We start from the raw sequence: 18,296 nt of genomic DNA on the forward strand, positions 1-18,296 counted from the left end.
GTTCATCAGATATTAGTCAGTCATGTCCACGCTTAGCGAAGAGAGCCGCCAGATCGTAGCTTCTCTGGCGCACCGTGCTGGTCCGCACGCTGACACTGCAAGCATCGCCACGGCGATAGTTTCGATATTGCAGGATATGGACGCATCGCTTGCGCCCATCATCGGCCAGCAGGGAGTTGCCGCGCTTTACCGTCGCAGCCTCCACCTGTGTGTCTCTACCCATCCACGGTTGGCCAGCATCTATGACAATGTGTTGGTCACAGCGGATCTGATTGCCCTCAAATCACTACTCGTCGAACAGAACGAAACCGATACGTTGTTTTTCGGTGAGGCGTTGCTGACGACCCTCTACGAGCTATTGGTTACGTTAATCGGGCCCTCACTCACCGCGCGTTTGCTTGCTGACGTGTGGACGCCTTCTTCGAGCGACACCTCTTCGCAGGAAATTTCGCCATGAGTACCAAAGTGACTATCAACCGTCTGGCCACGGGCGTGCCAGGACTGGACGAGGTCCTGGGCGGCGGCTTGCCGGAGTTTTCGTTCAATCTGATCGCTGGCCCCCCGGGCTGCGGCAAGACCACCTTGGCGCACCAGATGATGTTTGCCCTGGCGACGCCTGAGCGTCCAGCGCTGTTCTTTACAGTACTCGGTGAGCCGCCGTTGAAAATGCTGCGCTATCAGCAGCAATTTGACTTCTTCGACAACGAGGCGATAAACCAGTCGATTCGTTATATCAACCTGGCCAACGACACCCTTGCCGGGGATCTGGATGAAGTATTGCGGCGGATCGTCAGCGAGGTGGAAAAATATTCGCCGGCGCTGGTGTTTGTAGATTCATTCCGCTCTGTGGTCCTGGCTAGCCAGACCGAGGACAACCCAAACAACAACCTGCCGCAGTTCGTTCAGCAACTGGGCATGTTGATGACCACTTGGCAGGCGACGACCTTCCTGATCGGCGAGTACTTCACTGAAACCGACACCAACCCGATTTTCACCGTAGCCGACGGCCTGATCTGGCTGCGCCAGAGCGTCGACCGCAACTCGATGGTGCGCAAGATGGAAATCATGAAGATGCGCGGCCAGCCGACGTTGCCGGGGTTGCATACCTTCCGTATCTCGACTTCAGGGATCAAGGTATTTGCGCCCGCCTCCCACGCTGTTTTTGCAGATGCGCCGCAGGCGTCCCCGCCCCAACGCCTGAACATGGGGGTGCCCGCGCTTGACGAGATGCTGGGCGGCGGCCTGCCTAGGGGGTATTCGCTGTTGGTAGCTGGGCCATCGGGTTCGGGCAAAAGCATTCTGGCCGCGACTTTCCTCGCCGAAGGCGCGCGTAATGGCGAAACCGGGGTGATCGCGATGTTCGAGCAACGCCCCAGCCATTTGCAGAACACCAAGTTGATGGCGTTGATCCAAAATGGCCAGGTCGGCCTGGTGGACAGTCGCGCACCGGACCTGTCCATCGATGAAATCGTGCAATTGCTGCTGAGCGAGATCAGCCGTTTAAAAGCGACCCGCGTGGTCATAGATTCGCTGTCGGGTTTCGAGCTGGCGTTGGCGCCGACCTTCCGTGCGGATTTTCGCGAATCGCTTTCACGGATGGTCACTGCACTGACCGCAACCGGAGTAAGCGTGTTGATGACCTCAGAGCTTGAGGACCGCTACACCGACCTGCGCTTCAGTCCTTACGGTACGGCGTTTCTCACCGATGCGATCATCGTCCAACGTTATATTGAAGTTCAGAGCCGCCTGCTGCGGATCATGGCTGTGGTCAAGGTGCGTGCTAGCGTGCATTCCGATGAATTGCGCCAATATCACATCAATGACAACGGCCTGCAGATTGGTGAAATGCTCGCTGATCAGGAGGGGTTACTGGGTGGTCGTCCGACCAAGCAAAACACAGGGGAGCTGAAAATATTTGAGCCCGACTCATGAGCAAGAGCGCCGGCGAGAACGAACGTGAGAAGGCAAATGCCGCTCATGAGTTGTTCTTGCTTGGTCAAAAAACGGTTGAAGCGCGCGCCGCTTTGGCTGCTCTGCAACAACAGTTGAGTGATGTCAGCAGTCGTTTGGTAGATACCCAGCAAGTAGAAAAAGTGATTGAGGCCAATCAACAGTTGGTGTTGACCCTACTTTTGGCCCAGTCAGACGCAGTAGATCCGCCTCGCTTGAGTGAACTGCATTTATACGAGGAACTGCGCGAGGCTAACGCGCAACTGGTCATCGCGGCGCTCAGTGCCCAGGATCTTCAGGCAACAGCCGAACGTGCGTTGAGTCAGCAGAAAAGTATCCTTGCGATGGTCGCCCATGAACTACGAAACCCGCTGACCCCTATCAGCATGATTGCAGAGCGGATGGTACGGCTGCCTAGCGATCAACTGCCGCGAATGCGTGAGTTGATTGAGAGCCAGGTACAGCATATTTCACAGTTGGTTGATGATCTGCTGGATGTCTCCCGCGCCAGCACGGGCAAGCTTCGAATCAATCGCCGTGACGTCGATATGATGCAAATTCTGAGTGGTGCGATTGATGCCTGTCGCCCGATCATGAGTGCTCGACAGCACCATTTCGACGTCCATCTTCCCAGTGCCCCTTTAATGGTCAATGGCGATCCAGGGCGTCTCGCGCAGATTCTCAACAATCTTCTGGCCAATGCGGCCAAGTACACGCCGACCGGCGGCAGCATCAAGCTGTGTGTCACGGTAGAGGCAAGCGTTTTGAAGATTAGTATTTCCGATAATGGAATCGGTGTAACGGCCAAAGCCCTGCCGTTTATTTTTGACCCATATGTTCAAGACTCTCACGCCATAGGATTCAACGGAGCTGGCTTGGGTATTGGGCTGACCGTCGTTCGGGAATTGGTCGACGCCCATGGCGGCACGGTCAGGGGTATTAGTGAGGGGAGCGGCAAAGGGAGCGAGTTTATCGTGACGCTACCGTTAGTGGACTGCCAGGAGTGCGGTGAGCAGTGACGGTTCCAAGGTGAAGAACTTCTCCTTTTCAGGGCTGGCAATAACTATGAATGTAAGTCCGTTTATCGCTTTATACATAGTTGCTTGTGTCGTATGGATCGCGCTAGTTATCGTGGTGATCTATTGGTCTGGGTTCACGCTATCTTGATTTGTCTGTTTTCAGCCACGACAGCCATCATCACCTCGCAACATCGTTTACTGATCGCGCTTGCTCCCCAAGCAACGGGCCGACCTGCGTGGGAAGCCGACCGGTTCAGGGCGTAGCTGTAGGTTTTTTGGTCAGCAACCCAGCTCAAACCGACCGGTTCGAAAAATACCGACTCGGCACCTCCCCCAACACCCGCCTGAACACACTCGTAAACGCACTCGAACTGCTATACCCCAAATCAATCGCCACCCGCGTCACCGACTCGCCATTCCCCAACCTGACTACCGCCGCCAACAGGCACGCTTGCTGGCGCCATTCCACGAAGCTGATTCCGGTCTGCTGACGAAACAATCGAGTGAAGGTGCGGCGGCTCATGCCGAGGCGCTGGGTCATGTCGTCGATGCCGGTTTCCAGTGATGGCTGTTCCAGCAGGTTGCGGCAGATGTGGGCCAACCGGGGGGCGTTGGGGAGTGGGGCGTTGAGTGATAGGGGGCGCATGTCGGCTATTTCGTCGAGCAGCAGGGTCATCAGCCGGCCGTGCAGATGTTCCTTTTCGTACAGTGCCGGTACGTCGATGGCGCGGATCAGCAGTTCGCGCAGCAGCGTCGATACGCCGAATACCTGGCACTGCGCCGGCAGGTTGAGGCGGGTTGCTGCTCGGTCGCGGATGTAGGTGTTGAGCATCGTCACCGGGCCGCTCATGCTCATTTCGTGGGGCACGCCCGCCGGGACCCAGATGGCGCGGTGTGGTGGTACCACCCAGTTGCCCTGTTGGGTGAAGACGGTAATCACGCCGCAAGCGGCGTAGGCAAATTGCCCGCGTTGGTGGGTGTGTAACGCAAAGTGCTGGCCATCGTGGTAGTCGTTGGCCGTGACCACGGCGTCGCGGGGGGTGTTTTCGTAGGGGTCGATGTCAGTTTCGCGCATGGCCCGGATTAAATGATTTATGACCTGATACTGCAAGCGAGCCAGCACGCCTATTGCGCATAGTTGCGCCTCGGCTGGCGCACACAGGCGCCGGCGCTGCTTTGTGGAATCAGAACATCATGCAAAACAAGCATCTGGCCCTGGCCGTGTTGGTGACGGCTGTCTGGGGGCTTAACTTTCCGATTACCAAGCTGGGCCTGGCGGGGATCGACCCGCTGTTGCTGACCGCCCTGCGCTTTACGCTGGCGGCGTTGCCATGGGTGTTTTTTGTACAGCGCCCGGCCATTGCGATGAAGTGGCTGGTGGCCTATGGCTTGATCTTCGGGGTGGCGATGTGGGCCTTGATCAATCTGGGGATTGAACTGGGTGTACCGCCAGGCACTGCAGCATTGCTGATCCAGTTCAGTGCGTTTTTTACCTTGGGTTGGGGGGTGTTGTTGTTTCGTGAGCAACTGAGCGTAGGCCAGATCCTGGGGGTGGGCCTGGCGGCAGTAGGACTGATCGGCATTATCGCCAGCAGTCCAGGCGAGGCGACGACGCTGGGTTATGGCTTGTTGCTGGTGAGTGCATTCAGTTGGAGTGTGGGCAACGTCATCATCAAACAATCGAAGGTGCGAGAGATGTTTGCCTTTGTGGTGTGGGCCAGTCTGTTCCCGCCGCTGCCCTTGCTGCTGCTGACGTGGCTGGCCCATGGGTCGGCGCCGTTCACCGCGCTGGTCACCCATATGGCATGGCCGACGGTGTTCTCGCTGCTGTTTCAGGTGTACGCGGCCACGCACTTTTGTTACTGGGGCTGGAACCTGTTGCTGCGCGAGTACCCGGTTTCCAAGGTGGCACCGTTGTCGTTGCTGATTCCGGTGTTTGGCGTCACAGGGTCCATGCTGTTGCTGGGGCACCGGGTCGATATCAACGAAGGGATCTCGATTGCGCTGATTTTGTCTGCATTGGCAGTGGGGCTGGTGACATGGCGCCGGCCGAAACGGGTTGTATCGCCCGGTCAATAACTCACCGCCCACGCCCGGCGTTCAGCCAGAAATCTACCGCACGCAGGAAGGTCATATCGCACCTTGCCGGAACGTCATCTCCCGCTTGCTGCCGAGGGCGGCGAGCGCCAGATGGCACTTAGCCATATTTCTAATTGACACCCCCCTCCCCGTCCTTTAAAACCCATGCATTCGCTGTGTTCACGCGGGAAACCCTGCCCCTGCCAGCACCCGCCGTTTTTTATCGAGACATGGATGTCGAAGAACCCCCCGCTTTTCAATCGCCGCCGCTATTTGCTCGCGTTTTTTATCGTGTTGCTGGCGGTGCTCGACCCCTTCGGCCTGGCCAGCTCCAGCGACAAGGCATCCGCCCAGTGGCTCAACCGGATGTTTTCCAGCAAGTACCCCAGCACCGGCCAGCAACACATCACCGTGGTGTTGATCGATGACGCCTACCTGATGCGTAACAACACCTCGTGGCCGATGCCCTACAACGAGCAGAGCAAGCTGTTCAAACGTTTGCTGGCCTATAAACCCAAAGCGGTGTTTGTGGATTTGCTGTACAGCCACGATCACTCCCTGGGTGACCCGACGCGGGGCAGTCAATTGTTGGCGAATGTGTTCGAGCGCTATCAGCGCCGGGGCATTCCCTTGCTACTGGCCAATACCGGGGTGACGCGGGGTGAAAACGGGCAAGCCAATACCCTCGAACAATTTGCCGCATTCAGCCAGCCAGGGCTGGTGGTGTGGGATGGCGTGGACGACAAGTACCCGCTGGCCATGCCGACCTCGCTGGGGGTGATGGAAACCCCGGCCTTGGCGCTGTACCGCCAATTCTGCAAAGACGCTCCCTGCACGGATCTGCCCGAAGATGCCGAGGCGGCCTCACGCTTGCAGCCAATTGCCGTGCAGTGGGGCTTGAAGCTGGCACCCGAGCAGGCACAGATCGCGGATATCCAGCACTGCGCAGCGCCACGCAACTTTGTACTGGATTGGGTGGCGCAGTTTTTCCAGGCGGTGTTCTGGAAACTCGACGACTCCGCCCAGGCCCGGTGCCCGTATAGCCTGACCTTGTCGGCCAGCGACCTGGAGGTCAGCTCGCCAGAGGATCAGGCGCTGGTGGCCGGGTTGCTGCGCGACCGGCTGGTAATGGTCGGGGCCAGCATCACCTCCACCGGCGATGTGGTGCAGTCGCCCGTGCATGGGCTGATTCCTGGGGTTTACCTGCATGCCATGGCCTTGGACAACCTGATCAACAAGGGCATGGATTACGAGCGCGAGCCGGCCAATTTCCCCGGTTGGAACCTGCACTGGGTAGACGTGCTGGAGCTTGGGTTGCTGGCGCTGATTATCGTGCTCAAGGCCCTGCATGCCCGGCGCCTGGCCGGCCTGCATACGTGGACTCGCTGGCGCAGGCAGGAGATCCGCTTCTTCACCTCGCCCTATCCGTCGTGGGGGTTAGTGATGCTGATGCTGCTGGCGGTGTGCGGGGTGCTCTATCTGAACCACATCACCCTGGTCAACGTGCTGGGGATTGTTTTGCTGTCATTGGCGCTGTTCAGCGAGCGGATCGAAGCCTTCTTCGACCGTGGCCGCTGAAGGGTGCCGCCATGTCGTCTCACTCAAGGAAACCAAGGATGAACAGAATCCTCATCGTGTTACTCGCCGCGCTCTATAGCCAGGGCGTACTGGCCGAAACCCATGTCATCAAGGAGTTCCTGGTCGACCCGGTAGAGGTGGTGGACGAGCAAGGCAAGCTGCTGCGGGAAGTCGCGCGCAAAGACGCACCCAAGCAACCTCTTCCGGTGTTGCAGCTCAACCAGGCGCTGGAGCTGATCCAGGTGGAATTGGCAGGGCAGAAGGTCTGGCTGGACACCGGCGACGTGCGTATCGAGCCACCCTTTCACAAAACCGCACTGCCGTGCCAGCTAATGCCCCAAAGCCTGGCCAAAGATAGCCATAACAAATCCACCCTCGGCTACGGCGCGGGCTGCAATCAATAAAGGAGTACCGCGGTGAAGGGATATCTATTGCTGGCCAGTGCATTGCTCAGCGGCTGCGCCACCTTGAAGGGTGCAGACCAGGCGTTTCTGAATCTGGTAGGGCCATCGACCCAGTCACGGGTCCAGGGCCACTATGTGGATAACGCTGACGTGCGCCAGTACTACAAGCTCGACGCGCAGCGCACGGGCCAACAGCGCTTGAGTTACGACGGCCGCACCGTACCTGCCGCCGAGGCGCGCCAGCAGAATCTGGCGGATATCCCAATGCTGCAGGTGTACTTGCAGGGCATCGTCACGCGCCTGTCCAAGGGCTGGCCAGGGGAGTTGCCGCTGTTGCAGGTGAAGATCACCGACAGCTACAGCTTCGGGCCATCGGCGGACCCGTACGGCAATATCTTCGTGCCCCTGGGCATGCTGGAAAACGTCGGCAGCGAAGACGAAATCGCCGCCATGCTCGGCCACGAGATGAGCCATGTTCTGCTGCATCACCATGACCGCGCAGCCGCGTTCCAGGAGCAGAAAGACATGTTCACCACCGTGGCCTCGACGGTGGCCCTGGCAACGGTGGCGGCCAACACCGGGGTGGATCGCAGCTCAGGCACCATGAAGCTGTTCAGCAAGGACCCGGCCGGTACGCAAAAAACCATCGGCAACACGGTGCTGTATACCTCGCTGGCCAACAGTTTTTCCGACAATGTCTGGAGCACCGCGTGGGGCCGCAGCCAGGAAGACCAGGCGGATTTGCTCGGCACCGACCTGATGATCCGTGCCGGCTACGCGCCCCGTGCGGCGACCCACAGCCTGGAGCGCCTGAATGATTTCCAGGGCAAGCAGAAACCATTGCTGACGGGCTTTCTCACCGCCCGCAAGAACGCGATGCAAGACTCATTGCAGCAGTTCAACCTCGACCGCTTTACCAAGGAACTGGACGTGCTGGTCAAGGACGGCCTGACCAATACCATCACCGCCACCACCGATTACTTCAACCGCTCCCACATGTCCGCCATCGACCGTGACACCGAGCTGCGCCAATACCTGCAACGCGAGTACCGCAAGGAGCGCCGCGCTCGGGTCAATACCACGAGCTGGCCGAAGGTGCGTGACGCCGCGCCAGTGGCCAAGGCCATGCAAGGCTATAAAGATGCCTACGCCGCCACCGCCGCCCTGGCAAAAAACAAGGTGCCCGAGGCCGATGCCTTTATCCGCCGCGCCTTGAGTTCACCGGTCAAGGACCAGCCGAACATCCGTCGCACCGCCTACGCCGTGCGCCTGGCCCAGGGCAGAAATGCCGATGCGCTCAAAGAGTTGCAGGCGATCAAGGACTGGTCCCTGGCTGGGCCTTCGACCTATGACTTGATGATCAGCTACTACCTCAAGCGCGGCGACGGCAAGGCCGCGCTGGCCATGATCGACAAGGCCGAACGCAACCTGGGCTCGGAAGAGCTGTTTATCACCGAGAAGCTGCTGGCCAACCAGCAACTGCAAAACACCCAGCAGGTGCAGAGCGTGCTGCGCAAATGCGGGCAGTACCCGGCGCGCAAGGCCAACTGCCAGAAGCTGGCGCAGGTCAAGGCGTAGGGTTTCAGGTAGGCATAAAAAAACCCCGACAAGTCGGGGTTTTTTATTGCCTGGTATCAGGCACGACGCACGATCTTAGAACACGTTGATCGGGTAGTCGGCGAACAGACGGATTTCGTTACCACCAACGTTGTATTTGTTGGCGTTGGTCGAAACACGCAGCCAGGAGGCACGGGCACGCAGGCTCAGGTCTTTAGCCGGGCCGCTCTGTACCACGTACTTGAACTGGTTGAAGATTTCACGCTCGGTGCCATCGCCACGGTTGCTACCGTCGTCGATGTTGGTGCCGCGCACGTAAGCGATGTTGTAGCTCAGGCCAGGTACACCGAAGGTGGTGAAGTCAATGCCATAGCCGACCTGCCAGGAGCGCTCGTCTTTAGCGTTGAAGTCAGACCAGTAGGAGTTGGCCAGCAGGATGGTGTTGCCACCGTCGCCAATGCCGCTGTCCTTGGTGTTGTCACGATAGCCGCCGTACATGTAGCCGGTGTCACCGGAGCTGCGCTGGTGAGCCAGGGTCAGGCTGTGCGGACCGAAGGCCCAAGTGGCGCCCAGGCTCCAGATTTTGTTGTCGCGAGCGCTAGCATCACCCTGGGTTTGCTGGGCGAAGCTCTTGTCCAGCTTGGTCTTGTAGCCGTTGAAGTCAAACGTCAGCGACTGCTCTTGTGGCAGGCCCAGCACGTAGTTGACGTTGACGTATTGCTTCTTCAGCACGTCTTCCATGTCGGATGCATACAGCGCGGCCGACAGGCTTTCGGTGAACTTGTAGCTACCACCCAGGTACGAGATGTTTTTCAGGTTGCCGCTGTCGGTGCCTTCGGCGCCTTTTTGGGCTTCCTTGGTGAAGTAACCACCTTGCAGCTCCAGACCTTTGATCTCTTTGGAGACGATCGAGGTACCGGTGTAGGTTTCCGACAACAGACGGGAATTGTCGTACTGCAGGACCGGCACGGCTGGCATCTGGTCACCGTACTTCAGTACGGTGTTGGAGATGCGTGCCTTGACGGCTGCGCCGCCCTTGGCCAGGTCATGTGGTGCTGCGCCGCTGTCACCTTGCTTGAAGAAGTTGATACCGCCAGCGCCGCTGCGACCTTTACCACCGTCCAGACGGATGGCGTATTGGCCGATCACGTCCACACCCACACCGACGGTGCCTTGGGTGAAGCCGGACTCAAACTTACCGATAAAGCCTTGGCCCCATTCAGCTTTATCTTGCTTGCCATCTTTGTAATCGCGGCTGATATACGCATTACGCGCCGCGATGTTCAGGTGACTGTCTTCCACGAAGCCTTTGGATTGCTCCTGGTCGTTTGCCATTGCCTGAGTGGCGCTCAAAATCCCCAGAGCAAGCAGACCCATCCGTTTATTCAACATTTTCTTATTCCTATTACTGGTTGAGTACGCGCTGTGAAACCTGGCTCCGTTAGCTTTTCTGATATCGACTTTCCCCAGATACAAAAAGGCCTGCGGACGACTGAAATACGCCGCAGGCCTTTTATATTTGGAGAAGTCATGGCGGTTAGCCACAGGCGTTGAGGCGAATCCTATCCGCGCCCTCAACTGCATGTCAATTTAGTGAATCGTCTGTATTTAGGCAAAAAAAGTCTAAGCGATATTATTTAGCCATTATTTACGCCATATATACGCTCGCCCGATTCATACGGTGAATAAGCCGCTGGTGGGTAACGCATTTTCCAATATGGCGTAAAATTCCCCAAAAGACACATCTTGATACAAATACCTGAGCAGGCAGCGCAAGAATAAATTACGCGCGCAAATAGCAAGCATTATCATTCGCGCATTATTTACCCTCCCTCCTACGGATGCGCCCCTAGATGCCTGCCCCTCGCCTGACGCCCATGACCCTTGGGCTTTCTGCACTGCTGTGCGCCGGATTTGCCTGCGCCGCGACCACACTGCCCGCCACCTCCATCAGCGCCGAAGCTGATGAGGACGACCCACGCGTCAAACACACCAACACCGCCACCCGTACAAGCACGCCGGTGCGCTACGTGCCCCAGGCGATTGACTCGGTAAAGACCGAGAACCTGCGCGCCTACGGCACCAACGATCTGGGCCAGGCCTTGAGCGGTATCCCCAACGTCAGCAGCGGCGCCGATACGCGCTTCGACAGCTTGCGCATCCGCGGCTTCGAAGCCAGCAGCGACTTCTACCTCGACGGCATCCGCGACGACAGCCAGTACGTGCGCGACCTGCACAACATCGAGCGCATCGACGTGCTCAAGGGCCCTGCCGCCGTGTTGTACGGACGCGGTGGCCAGGGCGGGATCGTCAACCGCGTCAGTAAGCTACCCCAGGCCGGGCGTGCTTCCAGCATCGAAGCCCAGGGCGGCACCAACGGGCTGCGCAGCCTGTACACCGACTTGAGCGCCGACCCGACCGAAAACATCAGCCTGCGCCTGAATATGGGCAACGAGGACACCGACAGCTTCCGCGACGGCGTCAGCGGCAACCGCAAACTGTTCGCGCCGTCGATAAGCTGGCAACTGACCCCGCAACTGAACTGGCTGGTGCAATACGAATACAGCCGCTACGACCGCACCCCGGACCGTGGCATCCCCGGCGTGCGCGGGCGCCCGGCCGATGTGAGCCGCGACACCACCTACGGCGACCCACGCGACTACATCGACGACACCACCCAATCCCTGCGCTCCAAGCTCGCCTATGAACTCAACGACAGCTGGCAACTGCGCCACACCCTGGGCGTGTTCAAGCTCGACAGTGACTTCGACAACACTTACCAGACCGGCTACGACCCCAAGACCAACACCGTCGGGCGCCAGCGCTGGCAGCAGGACCTGACGACGCGCAACGTGTTCAACAACGTCGAACTTGAAGGTGGCTTCGACACCTTTGGCCTGGAGCACCGCCTACTGACCGGCGTGGAGCTGGGCAGCCAACGCCGTGATCCAAAGCTGTACAACTCGGCAACTGCAACAGTGCCCAGCCTCGATCTGAACCACCCCAACCGCCACCTGAGCCATACCGGGCCGATGAAGATCTCCAGCAACAACCACACCGAAGTCGAAAGCCAGGGGCTGTATGTGCAGGACCAACTGCGCCTGAACGATCAGTGGCAAATACTCGCCGGTTTGCGCTACGACCGTTTTGAAGTGGACACCACCAATAAAATCATCAATACCCGGCAAAACGTCGACAGCCACAACACCAGCCCACGGCTGGGAGTGGTGTGGACGCCGGTGGAAAACCATTCCTTCTACGCGTCGTGGAGCAAGACGTTTTCCCCCACCGGTGGCGGCCTGATCGGCATTACCCCGAATGCGCCGGGTAATGCCAACGACCTGAGCCCCGAGCTGACCAAGCAAAAAGAAATCGGGGTCAAAAGCGACTGGCTCGACGACCGCCTGAGCACCACCCTCGCCGTGTATGAACTGGAACTGTACAACCGCCGCACCCGTCACCCGGAGAACCCGCTGATCACCCTGCTCAGCGGCATGCAACGCTCCCGAGGAGTCGAGCTGACCACCACCGGCAAAATCGTCGGCAACTGGTATGTGCGCGGCGGCGTCGGCGTACAGGATGCCAAGGTGGTGAAAGACAACAACGGCTTTGAAGGCAAGCGCATCAGCGACGTGGCCAAGCGCAACGCCAGCCTGTTCGTCACCTGGAAACCGGAAATGGGCTGGTACGCCGAAACCGGCCTGACCCTGGTGGGCGACCGTTATGCCGATAACGCCAATACCGTGATGCTGCCCGGCTATGGCCGCTGGGACGCCCTGGCCGGGTTCCGGCACAAGGACTGGGATGTGAGGGCGGCGCTCAATAACATCAGCGACAAGACGTACTACGCGTCGGCGACCAGCGCCAACCAGATCCAATTCGGTGACCCGCGCAGCCTGGTGGTAACGGGGACGTACAACTTCTAACCCCCATGCGGCTCATGTGGGAGCGGGCTTGCCCGCTCCCACATTTGAATATCAGTTACGGATCAACTCGCACAGCACCTGCACCTCATCCTCGCTGAACAGCCCCACCGGGTAGCGTTCACTCATCACCCTGCGTGGATCAGCCTGCCGGATCCGGCGTGAACCATTTGCCTTCAACCAAAGGGCCAGCGTGTGAATCGCGTCACCTCGCACGACCAAAGGATGGGACGCGCGTTTGTAGACCAGGTTGATATCGGCGTTCATTTCAGCGCTCTCTCCTACTGCTTGAGCGGCCAACTTACTCAAGGTTTATGACAGAACTGCACAGTCACAAACCCCGATCACTGTCACAACGCCAATACAAGAGCTATGCCAACAAGCCCGACTTACGGGCTTACAGACACAAAAAAGCCCACGCCCCTCACGGGCCATGGGCTTGCTGTTATTGCCCGGTGCATCTGCCGGCGATCAGTCGCCGTACGGCGAAATTGCCTGTTACAACTGCACTCAGTTTTTGTGCGGCGCGGGCTGTTGTTGGGTCAGACAGTGGATATTGCCGCCCCCCAGTAACAGTTCACGCCCCGGCACCATCACCACTTCATGTTGCGGGAACAGACCCTGGAGGATTTCCTGGGCACGGCTGTCCAGCGGATCATCAAAACTCGGCGCGATAATGCCGCCGTTGACGATCAGAAAGTTGACGTAGGAACCGGCCAACCGCACGGTCGGATTACGCTCCTGGGAACCGTCCACCGGGTCGACACCGGCGCACTCTTCCTCAGTAGCGTACAACGGCCCCGGGATCGGCATTTTATGCACGGTAAATGCGCGGCCCTTGGCATCGGTACTGTTTTGCAGTACGTCCATGGCGGCATGGCAGCGCGCATAGTTCGGGTCTTGCGGGTCGTCGGTCCAGGCCAGCAACACTTCGCCCGGGCGCACGTAGCAGCAGAAGTTATCCACATGGCCGTCGGTTTCGTCGTTGAACAGACCGTCGGGCAGCCAGATGATCTTGTCCACCGCCAGGTTGGCGCTGAGTACCGCTTCGATTTGCCCACGATCCAGATGCGGGTTGCGATTGCGGTTAAGCAGGCATTCCTCGGTGGTGATCAGCGTGCCTTCGCCATCGACGTGAATCGACCCGCCTTCGAGCACAAACCCCTCGGTGCGATAACGCGGGCTGCGCTCGATCTCGAGGATCTTGCCACCCACCTGGGAGTCGCGGTTCCACGGCGCATACAAGCCACCGTCAAACCCGCCCCAGGCATTGAAGTCCCAATTCACGCCACGGACTTCACCCTGGTCATTGATCACGAAGGTCGGCCCGCTGTCGCGTACCCACGCGTCGTCGCTGGACATCTCCACCACGCGAATATTCGGCACATCCAGGCGCGCCCGGGCGTTTTCGTACTGGCCGGCCGAAACCGCGACCGTCACCGGCTCAAAGCGCGCAATAGCCTTGGCCACCGCCACATGGGCCGCCTGTGCCGGTTTGCCGCCCAGGCGCCAGTTGTCCGGACGCTCAGGCCAGATCATCCAGGCCTGGGTCTGGGGTGCCCACTCGGCTGGCATATAGAAGCCGTCAGCGCGAGGCGTGCTGTGCAAAGTGGTCATGGCGATCAGGACTCCAGGGAACCGTCGAGGGTCTTGAGAGCGCCGTACAGGTTCGGCCGGCGATCACGGAACGAGCCCCACGCGCTGCGGATGTGCTCCAGCTCATCGAGGTCGAAGCTGTGCACCAGGATGCCTTCTTCGGTTTCGTTGAGCTCTTCGACTTTCTCGCCGAACTGGTTGGCGATGAACGACGAGCCGTAGAAGGTAATGTCGTAGCCGTCCTGCTCTTCGTTGCCGATGCGGTTGCTGGCGATCAGCGGCATCAGGTTGGCGCCGGCATGGCCTTGTTGCACACGCTGCCAGTGGTCGCGGGACGAGATGGTCTTGTCGTGTGGCTCGCTGCCGATGGCGGTCGGGTAGAACAGGATTTCCGCGCCTTGCAGCGCCATGCTGCGGGCGCATTCCGGGAACCACTGGTCCCAGCAGATGCCCACGCCGATTTTTGCGTAGCGGGTGTTCCACACTTTGAAGCCGGTATCGCCCGGGTTGAAGTAGTACTTTTCGTGGTAGCCAGGGCCATCCGGGATGTGGCTTTTACGATAAATCCCGAGGTTGGAGCCGTCGGCATCAATGATCGCGATGCTGTTGAAACGCGCACGGCCAGCCAGTTCGAAAAAGCTGATCGGCAGGACGACTTGCAGTTCCTTGGCGATTTTCTGGAAATGCTTGATGGCCACGTTTTCTTCAACCGGGGTTGCCAGTTGCAGATAGTCCGGGTTTGGCTTTTGGCAGAAGTACGGGCTTTCGAACAGTTCCTGGATCAGGATGATCTGCGCGCCTTTGGCGGCGGCCTCACGGACCAGCTTCTCAGCGGTCTCGATATTGGCTTCGAGGTCCCAGGAACAAGCCATCTGGGTAGCGGCGACGGTAACGATACGGCTCATGAATCATCTCCTGGGCGGTGGTCAGCGGCCAGGATAACCGGGGCCGATGACAGAAAGGGGAATGTCGGGCGACTTTATAGCGGATAAAAATCGGCTTTTAAAGCTTGCATATCTCCATCCATCGAAAAAAAACAAAATATTCCCGATAACAATCGACTTAAATTCTGAAACCCCATCGCCCGCTCCCACAGTGGTGATCTCATTTCAACTCATAGAAAGGTGTCTACAACCCTTCATCCAACACCTTCGACAACATGTCGACAAAGAAATCCACACTACGTTTAGACGTAACCATCGGCGGCTTGATCTTGAGGATGTTCAGATAGTCCCCAGTCGGCTGCATGAAAACCCCCAACTCACGTAGACGATCGCACAACAGTGCGGTCTCTTCGGTGGCCGGCTCCAGCGTCTGCCGATCCCGCACCAACTCCAACCCCAGGTAGAAGCCCGAGCCATGCACCGCCCCCACCAGGGGATGGCGCTCGATCAACGCTTGCAGCCGCGCCTTGAAATGCCCGCCGACCACCTGAGCGTTTTCCCAGAGTTTCTCTTCCTCCATCACATCCAGCACTGCCAGGCCGATCCGGCAACTCACCGGGCTGCCGCCTGAGGACGAGAAAAAATACCCTTCGGCCTCCAGGGCTTCGGCGATTTCCCGGCGGGTAATCACCGCGCCCAGGGGCTGGCCGTTACCCATGCCCTTGGCCATGGTGATGATGTCCGGCACCACGCCTTGCTCTTCAAAACCCCAGAAGAAATGGCCCATGCGTCCGTAACCGACCTGCACTTCATCGGCAATACATACCCCGCCCTGGGCACGGACCAGGGCGTACACCTGCTGCAGGTAGCCCGGCGGCAAGGAAATACCGCCGGCATTGCCATACACCGGCTCGCAGATAAAACCCGCCAGTTGGCGCTGACTGGCCGCAATCTTCGCCAGGTTGTGCTCGACGCTGCGCACATAATCCGGCGCACTGTCCGGGCCACGGAATTGGCCACGATAGGTATTGGGCGCGGTCACCGGATGCACCCAGTCTGGCCTGCTGCTCAAGGCCTGGGGATTGTCGGCGATCGAAGTGGACACCGCATCGGCCGCCACCGACCAACCGTGATAAGCCTCCAGCACGCTGAGCATGTCGCGCCCGCCGCTGTAGGCCCAGGCCAGGCGGATCGCCAGGTCGTTGGCTTCGGTGCCACTGTTGACCAGGAACACCCGGTCCATGGAATCCGGGGCCAGGGCCAGCAAGCGCTCGGAGAACTCGGCAATCGCGGCGTAATGAAAGCGTGAGTTGGTGTTGAGCAACGACCACTGCCGCGCCGCCACCTGCGCCATGCGTGGATGGCCGTGGCCCAACACCGCGACATTGTTGAGCATGTCCAGATACGAACGGCCCTGCATGTCGATCAGATGGTTGCGCCAACCGCGCTCGATGCGTGGCGGGTCGACGTAATAGTGCTTCTGCGAGCGCGCAAAGCTGGCATCGCGCCGGGCCAGCAAGGCGTGTGGATCCAGCTCTGGCTCGGCGTCGCAGGCAAGGCCCAGCAGCGTCGCCGGCGAGGGGCACAACGCCTGCCAGGCCGCTGCGCGCGATGGCGTGCAGAACAACGGTGGCTCAAGATCGACGCGGCACAGTTGCACCGCCAATAGCCCGCCAACCTCACCCAGGACCTGGCCCTTGAGCACCGCTGCGCCAGCCTGCAACACCGGTTCAACACCCCACAGCCATACGTTCAGTTGCGCACTGTGCACACATAACCCGCCATCGGCCGTGCGGCGCAGGGTGCCGGCAAACGGCGCCTGTACGACAGTGCCCGGGGGCGCGTGCAACTCGACATGCAGCGCGCAGGTATCGGGTTCGGCCGCGCTGTCGGGGCGTGTGCGGGACAGGCGATATTGACCATAGCGGCTGGCCGCCAAGCCATGGGCCGCGGCCGCTTGCTGCAATAGCTGCTGATCGATGCCGGGGGCTTCCCAGTTGCCCGCCTCAAAATGCGGGCTGAGCACGCCCAGATCGATCAGCGCAAACTCACGCCCAACCAGGCCTGGTAGCAGCGGGGCAAAGCCTTCGCTGGCGGTGAGCGGTGGGGGCGCGCCGACGCAAGCGAGGATCGCCGACTCCATCAACTCAAATGGCGCCGAGGTGGCAACCTGGAAGATTTCCCACTCGTGTTCGGCATTCTTCAACAGGTAGGCGTTATCCGGGTCCAGGCGCTGCTGCTGTTCACTGCTCAACACCAATACCGCCGCGCGGGCCACGATCAGCGGCCACAGCGCCTGCAACTCCTGCGGCTGCAAGGGCGTCAGGGCGTGACAGGCCTGGATCGCCGGCAGGATCGCGAACGGGTCGCCTTCTGCATGGTGCAGTAACGCGGCGCAGGTCACCGACAGATCGGCAATCCGCCAGGTGTGCACCAGATCGCCGAAATCGATGACACCCTGCACCTGCCAATGCCGCTGGGCATCGCGCTGCCAGACCACATTGTCATCGGTGATATCCATATGCACGGCTTGCCAGGGCAATTGATCGGCCAGGGGCCGGATACGTTGCTCGACCTGTGCGGCGACCCGCTCCAGGGCCGCGCGGTGCGGCAGGTTGTCGAGTGTCGACAACAAATGACTGATCAGCTCCCGGGCATGGCGCGGGTCCCACTGCAGCGTGCGCTCAAGGCCCGCATGGGTGAAGCTGGCCAATGCCAGGCTCATCTGCCCGCACAGCCGGCCAAAACCTTCGATCACCTCACGGCCCAGGTGCGGCAGGTGGGTCAGCGGCTGGCCTTCGATATAGTCCAGCAACCGCACATGCAGGGTTTGCCCGGCTACCGTCACGGTCAGCAGTTGCTCGCCATCGAGGGCCCTGATGACCTCTGGCACCCGCACCCCGGATTGCAAGTGCGCCAGGGCCGCATGCTGGGCGTGCAATTCAATGGCGGCATACTCGCCACGGCAGATTTTCAGGACGAAGCGACCACGGTCGCTATCGACTCGGTAATTGAGGTCTTGCTGGCTGCCCAGGGACTGCAGCGTGCCACTGAGGCCGTAATGCTGCTCCAGCAACTGCAAAGCCTGCTGCGGCCCGACCTGCGGGCACGGCAAACTGGCGCGGCGGATCAATGTATCGAGCAACATGTGACGGCCCCTGGTTTTTTGTCCGGCGCTTATATCGCCATTGTTGAAGGGGTTTGCGCAAGCCCTGGGCGACGGCCAAGCCGCCAATCTGACCGCACGCCCTTGCACCGGCCCGCGCCACAACACAAGCTATGCTCCATTCGCTTTATGTCTGTCTA

The 18,296-nt window shown here is 59.6% G+C and carries 14 protein-coding genes; 8 read left to right on the plus strand and 6 right to left on the minus strand.

The genetic code is table 11. From position 1 onward, the window contains the following. Positions 1–22: 22 nt before the first annotated feature. Genes HBO09_RS04245 through HBO09_RS04255 form a run of 3 tightly spaced genes read left to right on the plus strand, consistent with a single transcriptional unit; the run spans position 23 to position 2,969 of the window. Positions 23–457 (plus strand): hypothetical protein, encoded by a 435-nt coding sequence (locus HBO09_RS04245; RefSeq protein ID WP_262381170.1) that lies wholly within the window; start codon positions 23–25, stop codon positions 455–457. Then, complete coding sequence (locus HBO09_RS04250; RefSeq protein WP_169991900.1) at positions 454–1,932, plus strand: ATPase domain-containing protein; 1,479 nt, start codon at positions 454–456, stop codon at positions 1,930–1,932. The genes HBO09_RS04245 and HBO09_RS04250 overlap by 4 nt, the downstream gene beginning before the upstream one ends. Next, the gene (locus HBO09_RS04255) at positions 1,929–2,969 is read left to right on the plus strand and encodes a HAMP domain-containing sensor histidine kinase (protein WP_169991898.1); all 1,041 of its coding nucleotides are present in this window, start codon (positions 1,929–1,931) and stop codon (positions 2,967–2,969) included. Before HBO09_RS04250 ends, HBO09_RS04255 begins: the two co-directional genes overlap by 4 nt. Before the next feature lie 292 nt (positions 2,970–3,261). On the opposite strand, the gene HBO09_RS04260 is transcribed toward HBO09_RS04255, so the two are convergent. Then, entirely contained in the window at positions 3,262–4,044 is a 783-nt protein-coding gene (locus HBO09_RS04260; RefSeq protein WP_169991896.1) for a helix-turn-helix transcriptional regulator, read from the minus strand. A 119-nt stretch (positions 4,045–4,163) separates the two neighbouring features. On the opposite strand from HBO09_RS04260, the gene HBO09_RS04265 reads away from it, so the two are divergent. From HBO09_RS04265 to HBO09_RS04280, 4 genes are all read left to right on the plus strand, one after another. After that, positions 4,164–5,048, plus strand: a complete 885-nt coding sequence (locus tag HBO09_RS04265; protein WP_169991894.1) for an EamA family transporter — start codon at positions 4,164–4,166, stop codon at positions 5,046–5,048. A gap of 234 nt (positions 5,049–5,282) precedes the next feature. After that, positions 5,283–6,626 (plus strand): CHASE2 domain-containing protein, encoded by a 1,344-nt coding sequence (locus tag HBO09_RS04270; protein WP_169991892.1) that lies wholly within the window; start codon positions 5,283–5,285, stop codon positions 6,624–6,626. Positions 6,627–6,664: 38 nt separating this feature from the next. Next, positions 6,665–7,030 carry a hypothetical protein gene (locus HBO09_RS04275; RefSeq protein WP_169991890.1) on the plus strand — a complete coding sequence of 122 codons (366 nt, stop codon included), beginning with the start codon at positions 6,665–6,667 and terminating at the stop codon, positions 7,028–7,030. Between the two features lie 12 nt (positions 7,031–7,042). Continuing rightward, the gene (locus HBO09_RS04280) at positions 7,043–8,608 is read left to right on the plus strand and encodes a M48 family metallopeptidase (RefSeq protein WP_169991888.1); all 1,566 of its coding nucleotides are present in this window, start codon (positions 7,043–7,045) and stop codon (positions 8,606–8,608) included. A gap of 75 nt (positions 8,609–8,683) precedes the next feature. Here HBO09_RS04280 and HBO09_RS04285 read toward each other — a convergent pair whose 3' ends face one another. Next, positions 8,684–9,979, minus strand: a complete 1,296-nt coding sequence (locus tag HBO09_RS04285; protein ID WP_169991886.1) for an OprD family porin — start codon at positions 9,977–9,979, stop codon at positions 8,684–8,686. A gap of 461 nt (positions 9,980–10,440) precedes the next feature. On the opposite strand from HBO09_RS04285, the gene HBO09_RS04290 reads away from it, so the two are divergent. Next, positions 10,441–12,513, plus strand: a complete 2,073-nt coding sequence (locus HBO09_RS04290) for a TonB-dependent siderophore receptor (RefSeq protein ID WP_170060849.1) — start codon at positions 10,441–10,443, stop codon at positions 12,511–12,513. Between the two features lie 51 nt (positions 12,514–12,564). Here HBO09_RS04290 and HBO09_RS04295 read toward each other — a convergent pair whose 3' ends face one another. The 4 genes from HBO09_RS04295 to HBO09_RS04310 form a co-directional block, all read right to left on the minus strand. Beyond that, complete coding sequence (locus HBO09_RS04295) at positions 12,565–12,777, minus strand: hypothetical protein (RefSeq protein ID WP_169991881.1); 213 nt, start codon at positions 12,775–12,777, stop codon at positions 12,565–12,567. A gap of 243 nt (positions 12,778–13,020) precedes the next feature. Then, positions 13,021–14,127, minus strand: a complete 1,107-nt coding sequence (aguA, locus tag HBO09_RS04300) for an agmatine deiminase (protein WP_169991879.1) — start codon at positions 14,125–14,127, stop codon at positions 13,021–13,023. 5 nt (positions 14,128–14,132) lie between these two features. After that, positions 14,133–15,011: an N-carbamoylputrescine amidase gene (aguB, locus tag HBO09_RS04305; RefSeq protein ID WP_169991877.1), complete on the minus strand. Its 879-nt coding sequence runs from the start codon at positions 15,009–15,011 to the stop codon at positions 14,133–14,135. A 223-nt stretch (positions 15,012–15,234) separates the two neighbouring features. Next, positions 15,235–18,138, minus strand: coding sequence for an aminotransferase (locus tag HBO09_RS04310; protein WP_169991875.1), 2,904 nt, complete (start codon positions 18,136–18,138; stop codon positions 15,235–15,237). Positions 18,139–18,296 lie beyond the last annotated feature (158 nt).

The sequence above is a fragment of the Pseudomonas sp. WS 5027 genome, from assembly GCF_012985695.1.
Classification (GTDB): domain Bacteria; phylum Pseudomonadota; class Gammaproteobacteria; order Pseudomonadales; family Pseudomonadaceae; genus Aquipseudomonas; species Aquipseudomonas hygromyciniae.

Bases quoted from the DNA above. Each gene is read 5' to 3' on its own strand.
- HBO09_RS04245 (WP_262381170.1), top strand. From the start codon at position 23: ATGTCCACGCTTAGCGAAGAGAGCCGCCAGATCGTAGCTTCTCTGGCG.
- HBO09_RS04250 (WP_169991900.1), top strand. From the start codon at position 454: ATGAGTACCAAAGTGACTATCAACCGTCTGGCCACGGGCGTGCCAGGA.
- HBO09_RS04255 (WP_169991898.1), top strand. From the start codon at position 1,929: ATGAGCAAGAGCGCCGGCGAGAACGAACGTGAGAAGGCAAATGCCGCT.
- HBO09_RS04260 (WP_169991896.1), bottom strand. From the start codon at position 4,044: ATGCGCGAAACTGACATCGACCCCTACGAAAACACCCCCCGCGACGCC.
- HBO09_RS04265 (WP_169991894.1), top strand. From the start codon at position 4,164: ATGCAAAACAAGCATCTGGCCCTGGCCGTGTTGGTGACGGCTGTCTGG.
- HBO09_RS04270 (WP_169991892.1), top strand. From the start codon at position 5,283: ATGTCGAAGAACCCCCCGCTTTTCAATCGCCGCCGCTATTTGCTCGCG.
- HBO09_RS04275 (WP_169991890.1), top strand. From the start codon at position 6,665: ATGAACAGAATCCTCATCGTGTTACTCGCCGCGCTCTATAGCCAGGGC.
- HBO09_RS04285 (WP_169991886.1), bottom strand. From the start codon at position 9,979: ATGTTGAATAAACGGATGGGTCTGCTTGCTCTGGGGATTTTGAGCGCC.
- HBO09_RS04290 (WP_170060849.1), top strand. From the start codon at position 10,441: ATGCCTGCCCCTCGCCTGACGCCCATGACCCTTGGGCTTTCTGCACTG.
- HBO09_RS04295 (WP_169991881.1), bottom strand. From the start codon at position 12,777: ATGAACGCCGATATCAACCTGGTCTACAAACGCGCGTCCCATCCTTTG.
- aguA (WP_169991879.1), bottom strand. From the start codon at position 14,127: ATGACCACTTTGCACAGCACGCCTCGCGCTGACGGCTTCTATATGCCA.
- aguB (WP_169991877.1), bottom strand. From the start codon at position 15,011: ATGAGCCGTATCGTTACCGTCGCCGCTACCCAGATGGCTTGTTCCTGG.
- HBO09_RS04310 (WP_169991875.1), bottom strand. From the start codon at position 18,138: ATGTTGCTCGATACATTGATCCGCCGCGCCAGTTTGCCGTGCCCGCAG.